General features: G+C 40.5%; 18 protein-coding genes. 14 read left to right on the forward strand and 4 right to left on the reverse strand.

Annotated features, from left to right (window positions below):
* Nucleotides 1-74 precede the first annotated feature (74 nt).
* Nucleotides 75-398 carry a hypothetical protein gene (locus DX873_RS04925; RefSeq protein WP_116183386.1) on the forward strand — a complete coding sequence of 108 codons (324 nt, stop codon included), beginning with the start codon at nt 75-77 and terminating at the stop codon, nt 396-398.
* A gap of 72 nt (nt 399-470) precedes the next feature.
* Entirely contained in the window at nt 471-1,388 is a 918-nt protein-coding gene (locus DX873_RS04930; RefSeq protein ID WP_116183820.1) for an EamA family transporter, read from the forward strand.
* 2 nt (nt 1,389-1,390) lie between these two features.
* On the opposite strand, the gene DX873_RS04935 is transcribed toward DX873_RS04930, so the two are convergent.
* A complete protein-coding gene (locus tag DX873_RS04935) occupies nt 1,391-1,960 on the reverse strand; it encodes a Crp/Fnr family transcriptional regulator (RefSeq protein ID WP_116183387.1) in 570 nt (189 codons plus the stop codon).
* A 31-nt stretch (nt 1,961-1,991) separates the two neighbouring features.
* Here DX873_RS04935 and DX873_RS04940 point away from each other — a divergent pair, with 31 nt between their 5' ends.
* Nucleotides 1,992-3,233 (forward strand): MFS transporter, encoded by a 1,242-nt coding sequence (locus tag DX873_RS04940; protein ID WP_232520859.1) that lies wholly within the window; start codon nt 1,992-1,994, stop codon nt 3,231-3,233.
* Here DX873_RS04940 and DX873_RS04945 read toward each other — a convergent pair.
* Entirely contained in the window at nt 3,230-5,455 is a 2,226-nt protein-coding gene (locus DX873_RS04945; protein ID WP_181899437.1) for a DUF5916 domain-containing protein, read from the reverse strand. The two genes, DX873_RS04940 and DX873_RS04945, sit on opposite strands and share 4 nt — an antisense overlap.
* A 96-nt stretch (nt 5,456-5,551) precedes the next feature.
* Between DX873_RS04945 and DX873_RS04950 the strand changes: the two genes are divergently transcribed.
* Both DX873_RS04950 and DX873_RS04955 read left to right on the forward strand, forming a co-directional pair.
* Nucleotides 5,552-6,130, forward strand: coding sequence for a DUF4251 domain-containing protein (locus tag DX873_RS04950; protein ID WP_116183388.1), 579 nt, complete (start codon nt 5,552-5,554; stop codon nt 6,128-6,130).
* Between the two features lie 75 nt (nt 6,131-6,205).
* Nucleotides 6,206-7,375 (forward strand): PQQ-dependent sugar dehydrogenase, encoded by a 1,170-nt coding sequence (locus DX873_RS04955; RefSeq protein WP_232520860.1) that lies wholly within the window; start codon nt 6,206-6,208, stop codon nt 7,373-7,375.
* 8 nt (nt 7,376-7,383) lie between these two features.
* Here DX873_RS04955 and DX873_RS04960 read toward each other — a convergent pair whose 3' ends face one another.
* Entirely contained in the window at nt 7,384-7,746 is a 363-nt protein-coding gene (locus tag DX873_RS04960) for a hypothetical protein (protein WP_116183390.1), read from the reverse strand.
* Between the two features lie 395 nt (nt 7,747-8,141).
* On the opposite strand from DX873_RS04960, the gene DX873_RS04965 reads away from it, so the two are divergent.
* The 9 genes from DX873_RS04965 to DX873_RS05005 all read left to right on the forward strand — a co-directional run bounded on the left by DX873_RS04965 (nt 8,142) and on the right by DX873_RS05005 (nt 14,261).
* Entirely contained in the window at nt 8,142-8,876 is a 735-nt protein-coding gene (locus DX873_RS04965; protein WP_116183391.1) for a cysteine hydrolase family protein, read from the forward strand.
* A gap of 164 nt (nt 8,877-9,040) precedes the next feature.
* Nucleotides 9,041-9,583 carry a carboxymuconolactone decarboxylase family protein gene (locus tag DX873_RS04970; RefSeq protein ID WP_116183392.1) on the forward strand — a complete coding sequence of 181 codons (543 nt, stop codon included), beginning with the start codon at nt 9,041-9,043 and terminating at the stop codon, nt 9,581-9,583.
* Between the two features lie 31 nt (nt 9,584-9,614).
* Complete coding sequence (locus DX873_RS04975) at nt 9,615-10,079, forward strand: YHS domain-containing (seleno)protein (RefSeq protein WP_116183393.1); 465 nt, start codon at nt 9,615-9,617, stop codon at nt 10,077-10,079.
* Between the two features lie 69 nt (nt 10,080-10,148).
* Nucleotides 10,149-10,565, forward strand: coding sequence for a nuclear transport factor 2 family protein (locus DX873_RS04980; RefSeq protein ID WP_116183394.1), 417 nt, complete (start codon nt 10,149-10,151; stop codon nt 10,563-10,565).
* A gap of 13 nt (nt 10,566-10,578) precedes the next feature.
* Complete coding sequence (locus DX873_RS04985; protein ID WP_116183395.1) at nt 10,579-11,460, forward strand: helix-turn-helix domain-containing protein; 882 nt, start codon at nt 10,579-10,581, stop codon at nt 11,458-11,460.
* A 100-nt stretch (nt 11,461-11,560) separates the two neighbouring features.
* Nucleotides 11,561-11,935: a DUF302 domain-containing protein gene (locus DX873_RS04990; protein ID WP_116183396.1), complete on the forward strand. Its 375-nt coding sequence runs from the start codon at nt 11,561-11,563 to the stop codon at nt 11,933-11,935.
* A gap of 195 nt (nt 11,936-12,130) precedes the next feature.
* Nucleotides 12,131-12,718, forward strand: coding sequence for a DUF7486 family protein (locus DX873_RS04995; RefSeq protein ID WP_116183397.1), 588 nt, complete (start codon nt 12,131-12,133; stop codon nt 12,716-12,718).
* A gap of 72 nt (nt 12,719-12,790) precedes the next feature.
* Complete coding sequence (locus DX873_RS05000; RefSeq protein ID WP_116183398.1) at nt 12,791-13,522, forward strand: glutamine amidotransferase; 732 nt, start codon at nt 12,791-12,793, stop codon at nt 13,520-13,522.
* Nucleotides 13,523-13,664: 142 nt separating this feature from the next.
* Nucleotides 13,665-14,261 (forward strand): MarC family protein, encoded by a 597-nt coding sequence (locus tag DX873_RS05005; RefSeq protein WP_116183399.1) that lies wholly within the window; start codon nt 13,665-13,667, stop codon nt 14,259-14,261.
* 39 nt (nt 14,262-14,300) lie between these two features.
* Here the strand turns inward: DX873_RS05005 and DX873_RS05010 are convergent, their stop codons facing one another.
* Nucleotides 14,301-15,602, reverse strand: a complete 1,302-nt coding sequence (locus DX873_RS05010; RefSeq protein WP_116183400.1) for a M20/M25/M40 family metallo-hydrolase — start codon at nt 15,600-15,602, stop codon at nt 14,301-14,303.
* Between the last annotated feature and the right edge of the window lie 53 nt (nt 15,603-15,655).

A 15,655-nucleotide genomic window follows, 5' to 3' on the forward strand; every position in this document is an offset into this window, starting at 1 on the left:
TTCTTTATGTCAAAGAATGTAGGATAAGTAGTAATTTGAGATAAGTTGAAAAATTTGAATGCCTGTCTACTAATTTGGAAAATACAATTGACCATAGCGATTTAAAAATTCAGGAGTTATTGATTCGTTTGGAACGATGCAACCACATTGTACCGCGACTCAATAAAAGGCTCAATTCCTATACGTGCGAACCTAAGAATCCAAACCATTTTGAGAAGCTCTATGGGCTAAAACAAGATTTTAGAGCATTTGCACGCGAACAAAATCGAATTATGGAACTCGCAAAACAAAAGGGAGAAGTCAATTTTTCAAAGCACGACATTCAGTTGCACTTAGACCGGTTCAAGGAACTCCAACGAGAAATAGCAGCGTATTTGCTGACCATGGAACAAACATAATAAGGTTCCAGTCTTATCTATTTTTTACTCTGGTAAACATCCGTAATATTGCAGGACAATAAATTTGTCCAAATGGGAAAGTCCTCAAACTCCGCACTGGTAATTCTTGCCTTCTTTGCCATTTATGTAATATGGGGGTCTACGTACCTCCTCAATAAAATTGCAGTTTTTGAACTACCTCCGTTCATGCTTGCCTCATTTAGGTTTGTTACTGCGGGTGCTCTCATTTTTGCCTGGGCGAAGCTTATGAAAATCCCCATTGCCATTTCTAGAAGACAATTGAGAAACACCATTTTGGCAGGATTCCTCTTTTTGAGTTTAGGAAATGGTCTGGCGGTTTGGGCACTCAAATATGTGGACAGTGGTTTTGCTGCTCTTGAAATTTCTGCACAACCCTTGATCATTCTTCTAATGATGCGCATACTTCAGGGAAAAAAGATTCAGCCTATGTCTGTCATAGGAGTAATATTGGGCTTCATTGGAATTTATCTCTTAGTTAGCCAAAAACAGATTGTCACCAAAGAAGGTACCATGGTAGGCATTGCAATGATCTTTGCCTGTATGCTGAGCTGGGGCTATGCCAGCATTTTTGTTTCCAAGGCAGACCTGCCTACCAATTATTTTGTGAACACCGGTTATCAGATGTTCACGGGTGGGTTGATTCTGGCACTAATGAGCGTCGGTTTTGGCGAAACCTGGTCGGTTCCATGGGTTTGGAGCGGAAAGGTTCAGTTGGTGATGGTGCTTTTGGTGCTCTTTGGCAGTATTGTGGCTTTCACTTCTTTCAATTATCTGCTCAAGGCAGTATCTCCAGAAAAGGTGGCCACTTCTACCTATGTCAATCCTATTGTAGCACTGATTCTTGGATGGTATTTCTTGGATGAACGCATTACCGCTCAATCTATAGTGGCAGCGGTTATTCTTTTAACAGGGGTTTATTTTATCAACACCAAAAAGACCCTTGCCCTATTTGAGCGTTTCAAAAGATAACGTTACCCTGATTTTTCATTCAGCTCTTTTAGCGCTCTGTTGAGGCTTCGGGTTGTTACCCCAATATAATTGGCAATATCTTTTTTTGAAATTACGTCGGTAAGTTCTGGAAACAGTTGTTTTAAGCGTAGAATGTTGTTTTCAATGGGATACGAATGTTGATAGGAATGTCGTGGAGCTTTGTACCGAATTTTATCCGCCAGGGCTTTCATGATCAATCTGTTGAATTCCATATCCTCTTTTAATAGTACATTGAAAGATTTATGAGATAGCGAGTACGTTTTTAGCGGGGTTATGGTTTCCACCGAACAAATAGTGAGCTTATTATTGAAGACTTCCAATTCACCAAACTCCATTCCGGCACCTAAAAACTCCTGGATAAAATCTTTTCCATTCTCATCGGTAATGTAACATTTGGCAATTCCTTCCCTAATCACATAAACATTATGGTACCGATGGTCCTGTTCAATTATTAATTGCTTTGCCCTAAATTCTTCTTCCCGTATGTCATGGACACCCCTTTCAAAGAGTTTATCCATGTAGGCTGTCAATTCCGGATTAGATCTAATCATTTTTGGGTCAATGGGACAAATGTCCTTTTAAGTGAAACAGAGAACCAATTTCTTTGGCTTAAAGTTACAAATAGCAGTTTTGGGTACAATCATAAAGAATAGGAAATCATGGACAGGGCAACGAATGTATACGCCCAAGTTTATTCAAATTTGCTTGGGGTCGCTCTTTTTTTCGGCAAGTTTCAATATGTTGATTCCCGAATTGCCATCATATTTAAGCAGTTTGGGTGGGGCAAAATATATTGGGCTGATCATTGCACTGTTCACCTTTACCGCTGGAATTTCCAGACCGTTTAGCGGAAGATTGACCGACACCATTGGAAGAAGGCCCGTAATGCTGTTTGGCGCAATGGTCTGTTTGATCTGCGGATTCTTTTATCCTATCATGAACACGGTATTCGGTTTTCTTTTACTTCGATTATTCCATGGTTTCTCCACAGGATTTACCCCAACAGCGGCTTCAACTTTTGTTTCCGATGTGGTGCCGCAAGAAAGGTTGGGGGAGGCTATGGGCATTCATGGAATTGCTTTTGGTACCGGAATGGCCCTAGGACCTGCACTCGGTAGTCTGATCAAACTCCATTTTTCATATTCAATATTGTTCTATAGCTCGTCTGCAATGGCTTTAATTGCTTTGGTGTTGATTGTAAACCTCAAAGAAACCTTGGATGCTGTTGCGCCATTTACATGGAAGGCTTTACGGATATCTAGAAAAGAAATCATAGCTAAAGAAGCTTTTCCTGCTGCAATCATCAACTTTCTTGCCTACATAAGTTTTGGAGTAATACTGACACTCATACCTGATTGGACCGAAGCCGTTGGATTTGAAAACAAGGGAACATTCTTTATTGTCTTTACCATTTTTTCCTTACTCGTTCGTATTGTGGCGGGAAGATTTTCAGACCGGTATGGAAGGACGAAGGTGATACTGATCGGATTGTTGCTATTGGTAATTGCACTGTTTTACTTGGGTCAATTCCAAAGTGAATCAGGATTTCTTGTTGGTGCAGGGTTGTATGGCCTGGCCATGGGAGTGGTAACCCCGGCTATACATGCATGGACCATAGATTTAAGTGCACCGGGCAAAAAAGGAAATGCCATGGCAACCATGTACATTGCTTTGGAAGTAGGAATTGGATTGGGAGCCCTTATCTCTGGATGGTATTACCAAGGAGCTGTTCCAAGAATACCAAATACGTTTTATTGCTGCGCGGGCTTTGCCCTACTGGGTGCAGTTTATATCATAACAAGACAAAAAAAGCCGTCTAATTAGTTCAATAAATCAAAACGATGCGTGTATTTAATGGTCAATACCTGGTTATCAATACCATCAATAAGGTCATCGTCCTTAACCACGTTAAAAACTACAAACAGGCCGGTATTTGCATTCTGTAACCAACCAAAACGTGCATTTACAGATGTAACATTTGAAATGTTATTTCTTTGGATGAGACTTTGCAGAAATATTCTTGGAGTAAAGGAGTAGGAGAGACGTAGTCCACCTACCAAGGCTGTTAAATTTCCAGTGTCCAACTGAATGTCACTATGCCTAAAAGTCAAGGAACTATTGAATCGATCGCCAATTCTATACCTGGCAGTTCCACTATTTGAGATTTGATGCCCATTAAAGTAGCCTCCAATAATGGTTCTGGTATCAAAGGAAAATGCTGTGTTGGGATTGGTGATAATGATAAGTTGAAGTTCCTCATTTTTATAGTTGCCCATCGGTACCGTAACATCAGATATGTTAAAATCCTCAACTACACGTTCCGTGGTAAAGTTGATTCCGGTGTGTACCTCGAACCCGCTTTTAAATTCCCAGTGATTGTCCACATGCAGAAAACCTGTAATCAACTGATCATCAAAATTCCAATATCCTCTATACGATACATGGGGGCGGATTTCCAAAAGTTTCCCCGCATTTTGGAATCGGTGTGCTTTAAGTACTAAAAACTCTGGTTTTCGGAAAGCTGTTCTTTGCAAGAAACCAACTTCTGGATTGAATCCTTCACCAACTTCGGTATAACCAGCTCTAAGATCCCAGCCGTCCCAGTTATAGTTACCCAAAATTTTGAAAGCATGATCATTGTCTTCAATTCCAGGGGTAACACTCTTAGCCACAAATCCATTGATTTCTGCTTTGTTGCCAATTCCCCATTTTCCATCCATGGCAAACACCCTGTTGTAATCATCATCTGTATCACCCAGTCCGGCCCTGTTGATAAAGATTCCGCCTAGAGAGGAGCGGGTACCCTGAAAATCATGGTTTACCCGGGCTACGGTGAAATTGTTCTTTTCAATGTCCGCATCAACTACATCATCCGTGAACATGCTCAAGAAACCAACATTGGTCTGCCCAACTTTACCAGAAAGACGAGCTCCACCAATGATTGGAACCAAATCACCTTCATCCCCAATACCAATTCGCCTACTAAAGAACAAGTCAACTTCGCCAGGACTACCCACGCCAAATTGCCCTGCATTTTCAAGGAAGAAGGCTCTTTTTTCAGGAAAAAACAGATTAAATCTGTCCAAATTCACCTGTTGATCATCCACCTCAACCTGGGCAAAATCTGTATTATACGTTAAATCAAGTGTCAAACTTGGGGTAATACTATACTTGATATCGGCTCCTGCATCAAAATCTGTATCCGTTTCATTGGGTGATACCGATTTATCATTCACATGTTGCCCCAACACATAAGGAATAAGTTTAAGGTTGCCTGGATTTTTCAGGTTTAGACCATTTAGTTTTCCTGCTAGGGACAGCCTCTTCATGTCAAAACCTAACGGCAAGGAAGTCCAATAAGCAATTTCAGTGTTCTTACTGATGTTTCTTCTAAAGTTCAAACCCCATGTTCGGTTCTTTCCAGAGGCAAAACGCAATGATCTAAAGGGAATGGCAAATTCTGCACTCCAGCCATATTCACCAATTTGCGACTGCACTTGCCAAGTGGCATCCCAGTTAATGTTGGTTCCACCAATTACACCACCTTGTTGCCTGTTTGCATTGAAGTTTCCCTTTCCTTCATTGTCAATCTGGGCATCATATTCCATACCCTGGGCATTGGTACCAAATAGGAAACCGTTTTGTTGATCATGATAGGTGTCAATAATAAAAAGAAAGCTGTCCTCGTCGTTAAGGTCAGCATCACGCCGTGAATCCGAGACCACAATTTTTGAAGGGTCGTTGTCATAGCAGACCACGGAAACATAAAAAGTGGTTTGCGAGTATGCAATCCGAACTTCGGTTTTTTCAGAAACAGCAGCGCCGAAGTTTGGACGCAGCTGTATCAAATCAGTGATGGCAGGGATTTTCTGCCATACGGGGTCATTTATAATCTCTCCATCAATTTCTGGATCTTGATCTATGACCGTAGCGTAATATTCTGGTCTGTCGGTTGTGGGAGTTTGTGGATTTTCTTGTTGAGCTTGAAGGATGTAAATACTGAACGTGACGAAAAGAAAAAGAACTTTTCTTACGAGGTTTTTCATAAAGTTTGGTCTGATTCGGTGTTAAATATAATGCTTAAATCGGAAATGATGCGTAACTTAAGTAACTGGAATAATAGCCTTTTAACCCGATAGGAAATGCCTACAATTTTAAAATTTTATTGTGTGCTGATCATGGTTCTAGCTGTTGGATGTGCTTCAAATCCCAAGCATAAATCCACCCCCGACCAAATTGAGAACCTCAATGCCTTGGTTATGGGTAAAAGTTTTGAAATCAATGCCAATTGGGCAAGGCCCATGGCTACTCGAACCATGAATGCCATTGGCAATGCAGGTTTGATCCCTCCCGGTAGTACTTTGAATAGAATCGATATTACAGGAACGGCAAGTTATTTAAGAGTTTTGGGAGATAGTGTAAAGGCTCAGCTACCGTATTATGGAGAAAGACAAATGGGAGGTGTTTATAATCTAAACAAGATTGGAATTCAGTTTGAAGGTATTCCCGAAGACTTCAGTATTATATCAGATTCAAAATCCGAAGCTCAAATAATGGATTTTAGCATTACAGAGGATGGAGAATCCTTCAGGGTCACTGCGCTATTGTATCCTTCCCTTTCAAGCACTATAACCATTGTTAGTTCACACAGAAACACGATATGGTACTCCGGATATCTTTCTGAGTATGTTCCTGAAGCATCAGGAGAAGTTGAGAAATAAGTCAGCTTTACAAGAAATCCATTTTTTTATATAGTTTTATCCCTCCGATAAACCATCCACGATAAAATGTTACACATGCAATTGAAATCGATTCTACCTTTAGTAAGCTTATTGTTTTTGTTTTCCTGTAATGGAAAGAAAGAAAAGACTTCAAAACAAGAAACTGAACAAGAAGAACAGCCCACAACAGAATCCGCTTTGCCGCTACAACTTTTGAACCTCCCCAATGGCTTTAAAATTGATACTTATGCAGAAGTAATAGAGGGCGCGCGTTCAATGGCAATGGGAGAAAATGGGACGCTCTTTGTGGGCACAAGAAACGAGAACAAAGTTTACGCTCTTCAGGATTTGGATGGAGATTTTAAAGCAGAAAAAGTATTTGTAATCGATGAAGATTTGGAACAACCAAACGGAGTGGCATTCAAAGATGGTTCGCTGTACGTTGCGGCGGTAAGTCGTTTGTTCCGATATGATAATATTGAACAGCAACTCTCCAACCCGCCTGAGCCCGAAGTCATCTATGAGGATTACCCAACTGAATTTCACCACGGATGGAAGTACATTGCTTTTGGACCAGATGATAAGCTTTATGTCCCTGTGGGCGCGCCTTGCAACATTTGTGAGCGTAGCAATGAGGATGAACGCTATGCGACCATAACTAGAATGGACAAAGATGGGAGCAATAGGGAAATTCATGCCAAAGGTGTCCGAAACACGGTTGGGTTTACCTGGCACCCTGAAACGGGAGATATGTGGTTCACTGACAATGGAAGGGATATGATGGGGGATGATATACCACCTTGTGAGCTAAACCGTATTACCGAGTCTGGCCAACATTTTGGGTATCCCTATTGCCATGCAGGCAGCATCAAGGACCCTGAATTTGGAGATCAATTCCCTTGTGAGGATTTTGTTCCTCCGGTGCAGTCCTTGGGAGCTCATGTAGCCCCCTTGGGCGTTAAATTTGTAACAGGCTCCATGTTCCCTGAACAATATAAAGAGTATGCTTTCATTGCTGAGCACGGATCTTGGAATAGGTCGTCCAAAGTAGGGTATCGGGTCACTATGGTAAAGTTGTCCAACAACGAAGCTGTGAGCTACGAGCCTTTTATACATGGATGGCTGGACGAAGAAAAACAAGAAGCTTTTGGAAGACCTGTAGATCTACTTTTTCTAGAAGATGGATCTATGCTGATTTCTGATGATGTAGGCGATGCTATTTACAGAGTGACTTATGGAGAATAAGTTGGTGGTCAACTATTGAGCCATAACCTGCTCTGGAGACTATTTGAAGAACCCAAATCACTCATTTTCCATGTACGACATAGTCCATCGTTTCTTTTGGTTTCAAAAAAAATGTGGACCGTGAACTTTGTTTGGATTTTTTCAATAGTATAAATCCATGTACCGCATGAAAATACAATCTCTAGACTACCTTTCTTTCTTGGGTTTTTAATTTCTCCATTTAGCAGGATTAAGTCTGGAGCATTTAGAAAAGTCTTTGGCCGTTTCCAGCAGAGATATCTAATCTTCTTATTGTATAGCTGATCTACCTTAACTATGTATTCATGATTGCCACAAAGAACAAGGTTCTGCTTCGTCTTGAAGTTGTCCATACCTATTCAATTAATACCTATTTTTTTTTTCCAATAGGAGCCATGTAAGAAGCCAAGGAGGTAAAGTATTAGAGCGACGGTGATAGCGCATACTATCTGTAGGAATTTTATAGATTGTATCATGGTATTTTCTTTCAAATCACAATCTATTACTGTTAGCGTCCATCTTGGACATAAAATTGATAGAACTGCTATTTGGATTGATGGATGTGCCTTTTGAATTGATTGATGTTCATTGCTAACTACAAAACCCCATAAAACATACCTAAGTTTTCTTTATAACAGCATCAATTGGAAAATTGTCCATGCAGTGGCGTAAACCGTCCATTTTTTACGGAGCTATATCACCTCACCTTTGTACCAGACAAATTGTTTAACAAATTAAATATAGCACCATGAAAAATTTGATCAGGACATTTGTAGTATTTGCTACAGGAATTACGGGCGTCTTTGCCCAATTACCAGAACCGGGATTCACTATTGACGAACATACAGCAATAGTGATCACAGACCCGCAGAACGATTTCCTAAGCCCACAAGGTGTGGCCTGGGGAGCGGTAGGACAAAGTGTTAAGGAAAACAACACTATCGAAAATTTGGAGACGATCTTCAAGTTGGGTGAAAAGTACAACATTCCAGTATTCATCTCTCCCCATTACTACTACGAGCATGACCATGTTTGGAAGTTTGAAGGGGCTCTTGAAAAGTTGATGCACAACATTAGCATGTTCGATCGCGGAGATCAACTCAATGTTAAAGGCTTTGAAGGCTCTGGAGCGGATTGGCTGCCCAGATACAAAAAGTACATTGAAAAGGATAGGGTAGTGGTTACCAGTCCACACAAGGTCTTTGGTTCAGAATCCAATGACCTGGCACTTCAGTTGAGAAAACAGAAGATAGACAAGGTAATCTTGGCCGGAATGTCAGGTAACCTCTGTGCTGAATCCCATATGCGTGAATTGGTAGAAAATGGTTTTGAAGTTGCCGTTGTAGGGGATGCTACAGCTTCTGCTAAATTACCAGGATTGGATGGCGACCAGGCTGCACAGACCAATTACAAAATGATTTCCAGCAAATTATTCACTACCAAAGAATTGGTGGATGAGTTCAAGAATTACCAAATGAAATAAGAGTAGTTTGATGATGGTGAGGTTGAACGGCAAGGGGTTAGACCTAGGTCTGCCCTTTGCCTTTTCCAAAGGAAACACATCCAATTTGTGATACTCGACCATTCATTTGATAACACGACAGCCACGCTGGATAGAATCAAACTCCAATTACAAAACAGTATACAATGCGTTTGAAAGCTTTAAAATTTGAAGAGGCGAACAGCAAGACAAAAGAATTGTTCGAGGAGATAGAAGGAAAATTGGGAATGGTCCCGAACATGATGCGGACCATGGGCAATTCATCTGCTGTACTGGACGCATACATTAAATTCAGTGATGCACTTGGAAAAGGTTCATTGGGAGTAAAACTGAGAGAGTTGATTGCACTGGCCGTCGCTGAATCAAATGGTTGTAATTACTGTCTGTCGGCCCACTCCTTCATAGGAGAAAAAATAGCCAACATAGGTGTTGACAGCCTAAAATTAGCTAGAGAAGGTCGTAGCCATAACCCTAAAATTGAAGCGGCGTTAACTTTTGCCAAGGCTTTAATAGCAAAAAATGGAAAGGTTAGTGACGGTGATGTGGAGGCAATCAAGAGAGCAGGGTATACCCATGGCGAAATTGGAGAGATAATAGCTCATGTATCATTAAACATTCTTACCAACTATTTAAATAATACGGCCAATACCGAAGTGGATTTTCCATTGGTTGAAGCCAAAACAGTTTAATTACAATCAATAATAATTAAAATCAGGACAAATGAAAACGTTAAAACAATTATTCATTTTCGCAGGGCTTCTTTTTGTTGGAGCCGCTGCTCAAGCCCAAATTGCACCAGTTGATGGCAATAATGTGGCTATTGGAGGTTACGATGTGGTATCTTACTTCACAGGAACACCACAACGAGGATTTGAAAGCTTTTCAGCTAAACACAAAGGAGTTACCTATTATTTCTTCACCAAAGAAAATAGGTCTGCATTCACCAAAGCCCCAGAGAACTATATGCCTCAATTTGGAGGGTTTTGCGCCTGGGGTGTAGGAGCTAAATCAGCAAAATTTCCAGTAGATCCAGAGTCTTTTGACATCATTGACGGAAAACTTTATCTGTTCTTTAACGCACCTTTCAACGGAGAGCGTTTCAACACTATTTTGGATTGGCATTCACGTACCAGCGAGCTGCAAAAAGCAGCACATGCCAACTGGCCAAAAGTAAAAAATAGCTAAACAGCTTAACAATTGGGCAAGATGGTTTAACTGTCTTGCCCTTATTTTTTTAATATAACAAAGGAAAACATGGCAGTAGAGAAAAAATTTCCATTACCTCCGTTTACAGAAGAAACGGCCAAGCAGAAAGTACAACTTGCAGAAGATGCATGGAACAGTCAAGACCCTGTTAAGGTTTCCAAAGCCTACACGACTCATACAGAGTGGAGAAATAGATCGGAATTTGTGAACGGAAGAGAAGAAGTAGTGTCCTTTTTAACTCGAAAATGGGAGACCGAAAAGAACTATAAACTCAAAAAAGAACTTTGGGCCTATTCCGAAAACAGAATTGCAGTACGATTTGAATACGAATTCCAAAATGAAGATGGTCAGTGGTTCAGGGCTTATGGCAACGAGAACTGGGAGTTTGACGAAAACGGCCTAATGCAAAAACGATATGCCAGCATAAATGACCTGGCCATTGATGAAAAAGACAGGAGATTATAACCAGAAGTAGCACATGGATATTTTTAACACCAACACCCTAATAAACGAACAGACCGGCAATCTTGCTTTTAGCCTCAACACATTTGAAGATAATTGCCAGTTCGATCACCTAAATAGATTGAACTATTATTCATTGGTTTGGATAAAAAAAGGCAGTGGAGTGGCCAAGATTGATTTTTCGGAATTTGAGTTTACATCCAATACCATGTTCGCTATAACACCCTATCAACCTTTTATGTTTGTTGAAAAAGAACATGTTGAAGGTGTTGTGTTAAATTTCCATCCAGATTTCTTCTGCATCCATAAGCATCATGAACAAGTGGCATGCAATGGAGTGCTCTTCAATAACATCTATAATCCGCCCATGTTGTGCATTACAGATGATATTAGGGGGCAAATTGAAATGCTGCTTTCCCAAATGGGAGCTGAAATTCAGAAAGCCGATTTGGCCCAGTACGAGCTATTGGTGTCCTATCTTAAAATATTTTTGATTACAGCATCACGAGCCAAGGCCAAACAACAACCAGAGGAGCTAGAAGCCCTTCCGGATAACAAAGAGCCTTTCATCCTCCAAAAACTTAAGAATCTCATTGAGACCCACTATAAGACAAAACATTCCGCTGGGGACTATGCCGAGTTGTTGAACATCACCCCTAAAGCGTTGGCCAAGATTACCAAGAGTCATTTCAATAAGACCATGACCAATCTAATCTCGGAACGGATAATTATCGAAGCCAAGCGGGAGCTCTACCTTACTAACAAATCCGTTAAGGAAATTGCCTATGGTTTGGGGTATGATGATGAGCACTACTTTAGTAGGTTTTTCAAGAACAATGCTGATATCTCACCAAAAACATACAGAGATACAGTCGGCTTTGCCAGAGCCATGGCATAGTTAATCAATCTACATATTGCACCATATGATTTTCATGGACAACTAATTCTCGTTGGAACAATAGTATGGGTATGTAGCATAAAATTTTCAACTAGAACAAATGAAATCAACAATAGAACACCGTATGTCCAACATTGCTTTTAATGAGGTATACGAGACAATCAAAAAAAGAATTGTAGAGGAGGGTTTTTTACTCCTTCATGAAATAAACACTCAAGAAATTGTGGCCAAACACGGGATTACTATTCCTGCATTACGGCAGTTGCTGTTCTTTGAACCCAAGTATATTGCTCAGATAATGGAATTAGATCCGTTGGCCATCAATGACATTCCCATGAAGATAGTATTGCAGGATATGGAAGAGGGTACAAGTATCAGCTTTCAAGACCCAAGGATGAGTTTAAACGATTATAGCTTAGAGGACTCCATGCTAAAAGAGTTGTTGGAACGAATCCATAGTATATTGAATTTTTAAAGATTTTGGCCCTAGGGCTAAATTTGGCAGTTGTTTGAATGAAGCACCCCTTTTAAAGGGGTGTTTCTTGTTTTTTGATTCTTGACCAAATGGAAACAGACCTTGGAGTAGTGGGGAAGCAGGATTCAGAATGACTTTTGTCATATGAAATCTATGATAAGGTTGATATCTTATTAGTTTCAAAAACAGCTAATCATGAATGTCAACAAACAAACCTTAGTTACACGAGGTCTTGCCTATTTGATTCTTTTTTGCCTAGGTGTACCCTCCATAAATGCTCAAATTGAAAAAAAAGAAGAGGAACAATTTCCAATATACTGGCATGTCAAAGCTTTTCGGCCACAAGCAAAGTTTATTGATATCAAGGCCATAGATAAAAACGGAACAAAACACGATGTTAAGGCAATACAAACCTATGATGACACCAGCTTCCTAAATGTAAAGGCCCTTGTTAATGGGGAAAGACTCCCTATAAAATTGATAGTCAAGCAAGGAGATCGTTTTTATCCCGTTAAAGCCATTGATAACGATGGTACTATCATTGACATCAAGGCTATTACCAAAGATGGAGAGATTTGGGATGTTAAAGGGGTAAGCAAGTCCGGAAACCTTGTTCATTTACGGGCTATTTCCAAAGAAGGGGTGTTTTACAATATCATAGCTGTGTCTCCAAAAGGCAAGGTCAATGATGTAAAAGGTATAAAAATGATGGATACCGAGGTGGAAACCGTTATCAATGGAGTTTCCATATTTGCCCATATTAAGTCGTTGGCGCAGCAATAAGACCCATTCCTATCTATTTGTTCAATATTGCTTATCTTATAGTGAACCTCCTTCACTTGGTCAATTCTTACTATGAAAAAGATTCTCATTTTACAAATGCGACCCGAAGACGCAACTGCCGATAGCGAGTTCAAGGCCATATTACGAGTAGGCGGACTTCATAAAAACCAAGTCGATAGGGTTAGATTGGAGCAAGGAATACCAACCGTGCACCTCAACGAGTATAGTGCAATAATCGCGGGAGGAAGTCCTTTCGATATTAGTTTGGACCCAGAACTAAAAAGCGAGACACAAAAGGCTATAGAGGCATTTTACAAGAACTTGTTTGATGAAGTAGTTTCCAGGGATTTTCCATTTTTGGGAGCATGTTCTGGCAACGGACTATTGGGAAATTATTGCGGCGCTGTCATTTCAGAGAAATATGCAGAGCCTATAGGCAGTGTAAAAGTCACGATAACAGAAGAAGGGGCAAACGACCCTCTTTTAAAAGGCCTACCCGATCAGTTCATAGCAAGGGTAGGGCATAAGGAAGCCTGTGACGACATTCCTCTTGGAGCCATACTACTATGTGCTTCTGGCCCTTGTCCAGTGCAGATGTTTAGGGTCAAGAAAAACATTTACGCGACACAATTTCATCCTGAGGCGGATGCCAAAGAATTTGAGTTACGTATTAAGACGTATAAAAACCATGGCTATTTTAAACCAGAAGAAGCCAATAGACTGATTGAAGCTGCTAGACAGGTTGATACCCCTGTGCCTCAAAAGATTCTTGAGCGTTTTGTAGAACTACATGGCCAATTTTAATGAATTGATTGCCATCTAAACACTTATAAATCCGTTTAAATTATACTCTAAACTTTCTTATTGCATAATATTCTGACCCTGATTGGTGTACCACAACTAATCTGTACATTTGTTGCCAAATAGACTTAATAATAACTTTTATATGGAAAATCTAGGAGGTTCTATATGGGCGGCAGCTGTGTTATTGTTCTTTCTAATGGACCCATTAGGTAATATCCCCATCCTTCTTTCGGTACTCAAGGGAATTAGTCCAAAAAGGCAAAGAATAATTATTTTGAGAGAGCTTTTCATTGCCCTAGGGGTCTTGATTTTGTTCTTGTTTACCGGTGAGGCACTTCTAGATTTCATGCATATCAAGCAGGAGTCGGTTACTATAGCGGGGGGTATTATACTACTAATAATTGGGCTTCGTTTAATTTTTCCCCGTTCTGAAGGCGTAATTGGAAAACAGCCTTCGGGAGAGCCATTTGTTGTCCCTATTGCAATCCCGATGATAGCGGGCCCTTCAGTATTGGCCATGTTGATTCTAATGACCAAAAATGAACCACATCAGATTACCAATTGGTTTTTTGCTGTCATCATTGCGTGGGCAATGACAGCTATTTTGTTGCTCATGGCGCCCTTTTTATACAGGATACTCAAAGAGCGTGGTTTGGCCGCCATAGAAAGGCTAATGGGCATGCTATTGGTTATGATGGCGGTACAGATGTTGAGTAACGGAATCAAGGTTATTTTTTAATTTGACTTTCAGCTTCTCATAGTGTATTGAGTAAAGACACTATTGAAGCTTATATTTTCCCGAGAATAGTCTGTACATTAAAATGGCCACTCTTTTTGTCTGTATAGGCAAGGTATCAAGATTGCCGAACTCATCATAGGTGTGATCCCCACCACCTCCAAAGCCCAGACCGTCAATTGCCATTTTAACATAGGGAGCCGCAAAGGCAATATCAGCAGCACCTGAGTCCATTGGGTCCACAAAGGAAACTTCTCCAACACCCATTTCCTTGCTTACCTCAGACAGGTAGCCCATTAACATTTTATTGCCTTCAGTGGGAGCAAAAGGAGGGTAGCTGATATCAAATTGCAACTTGGCAGAAGTTCCAGGAAGGTTTTCATTGATTGCGTCTCTCATGGTGGACATGGCCTTATCATGTATCTCTGGTGTAAGTGCTCTTATATCTCCAGTGGTCACAGCATATTTGGCCACTACATTGCTTTTGCCATAGGCATTTCCTCCATCCATTTTTTGATCATGATCTACGGATGTACCGGCCAGCATCATACCTGGGTTAAAGGTCAAAAACTCTGTTTTGGATAAACTTTCGTAGAACTGGTTGAGTATTCTTGAAGCTTCAAAAATTGCCCCTGAGCCAACGGAGGGGCTAAATATTCTGGAAGAATGTGCTGGAGTTCCCTCTACGGTAAGCTGCCATCCGGTATACCCTCTTCTGGAGACATTTACTGTGGACAATTTTCCGTCACCATTTTCAAAACCCAAAGCTATGTCAGCTTCCTTTGCTGCATCTACCAAATCTTTTTTGGACAACTCAATGGGTGTTCCACTAAGTTCCTCATCGCCCGTCATAATTACGACAACGTTCATTTTTTTCAGTACTCCGGCGTCTCTTAGTGATTTCAATACCTGAACAATGACCACATCCCCACCTTTCATGTCACTGACGCCGGGTCCGTTGATGACATTGTTATCCAGCATTTTATATTCTTGAAACGGGCTGGACAGTTCAAAAACAGTGTCCAAATGTCCAATTAAAAGAAATGTTGGACCTTTTCCCTGTTGTCTTGCAACCAAATGGCCAGCTCTTCCAAAATCAGAGCCATCTACCCATTCTGCCTGCATTCCCATACCCTGAAATTCATCGATCAATACTTTTCCAACCTCTTTTACTCCTTCAAAATTCATGGTGCCACTGTTAATGTTCACAATGGTTTTTAAGAGTTCTATGCCTTCATCATTACTTTTATCAACAGCCGTGATTATTCTTTTTTCGGTTGCATTGAACTGTGCGGTTGCCAAATTGGTAAGGACCAGCAGGAATATTAAAAATCGGTTTCTCATTTGAGTTGAATATTTATGGTAAAACTTTGGATATAAACATAGCCAAAATTTAA

Source organism: Flagellimonas nanhaiensis, from assembly GCF_003382275.1.
In the GTDB taxonomy this organism is placed as follows: domain Bacteria; phylum Bacteroidota; class Bacteroidia; order Flavobacteriales; family Flavobacteriaceae; genus Flagellimonas; species Flagellimonas nanhaiensis.

Excerpts from the sequence above, each read along its gene's own strand:
- DX873_RS04950 (WP_116183388.1), top strand. The coding sequence starts at position 5,552 with ATGCCTACAATTTTAAAATTTTATTGTGTGCTGATCATGGTTCTAGCT.
- DX873_RS04970 (WP_116183392.1), top strand. The coding sequence starts at position 9,041 with ATGCGTTTGAAAGCTTTAAAATTTGAAGAGGCGAACAGCAAGACAAAA.
- DX873_RS05005 (WP_116183399.1), top strand. The coding sequence starts at position 13,665 with ATGGAAAATCTAGGAGGTTCTATATGGGCGGCAGCTGTGTTATTGTTC.
- DX873_RS05010 (WP_116183400.1), bottom strand. The coding sequence starts at position 15,602 with ATGAGAAACCGATTTTTAATATTCCTGCTGGTCCTTACCAATTTGGCA.
- DX873_RS04955 (WP_232520860.1), top strand. The coding sequence starts at position 6,206 with ATGCAATTGAAATCGATTCTACCTTTAGTAAGCTTATTGTTTTTGTTT.
- DX873_RS04935 (WP_116183387.1), bottom strand. The coding sequence starts at position 1,960 with ATGATTAGATCTAATCCGGAATTGACAGCCTACATGGATAAACTCTTT.
- DX873_RS04960 (WP_116183390.1), bottom strand. The coding sequence starts at position 7,746 with ATGGACAACTTCAAGACGAAGCAGAACCTTGTTCTTTGTGGCAATCAT.
- DX873_RS04965 (WP_116183391.1), top strand. The coding sequence starts at position 8,142 with ATGAAAAATTTGATCAGGACATTTGTAGTATTTGCTACAGGAATTACG.
- DX873_RS05000 (WP_116183398.1), top strand. The coding sequence starts at position 12,791 with ATGAAAAAGATTCTCATTTTACAAATGCGACCCGAAGACGCAACTGCC.
- DX873_RS04995 (WP_116183397.1), top strand. The coding sequence starts at position 12,131 with ATGAATGTCAACAAACAAACCTTAGTTACACGAGGTCTTGCCTATTTG.
- DX873_RS04985 (WP_116183395.1), top strand. The coding sequence starts at position 10,579 with ATGGATATTTTTAACACCAACACCCTAATAAACGAACAGACCGGCAAT.
- DX873_RS04975 (WP_116183393.1), top strand. The coding sequence starts at position 9,615 with ATGAAAACGTTAAAACAATTATTCATTTTCGCAGGGCTTCTTTTTGTT.
- DX873_RS04980 (WP_116183394.1), top strand. The coding sequence starts at position 10,149 with ATGGCAGTAGAGAAAAAATTTCCATTACCTCCGTTTACAGAAGAAACG.
- DX873_RS04930 (WP_116183820.1), top strand. The coding sequence starts at position 471 with ATGGGAAAGTCCTCAAACTCCGCACTGGTAATTCTTGCCTTCTTTGCC.
- DX873_RS04990 (WP_116183396.1), top strand. The coding sequence starts at position 11,561 with ATGAAATCAACAATAGAACACCGTATGTCCAACATTGCTTTTAATGAG.
- DX873_RS04945 (WP_181899437.1), bottom strand. The coding sequence starts at position 5,455 with ATGAAAAACCTCGTAAGAAAAGTTCTTTTTCTTTTCGTCACGTTCAGT.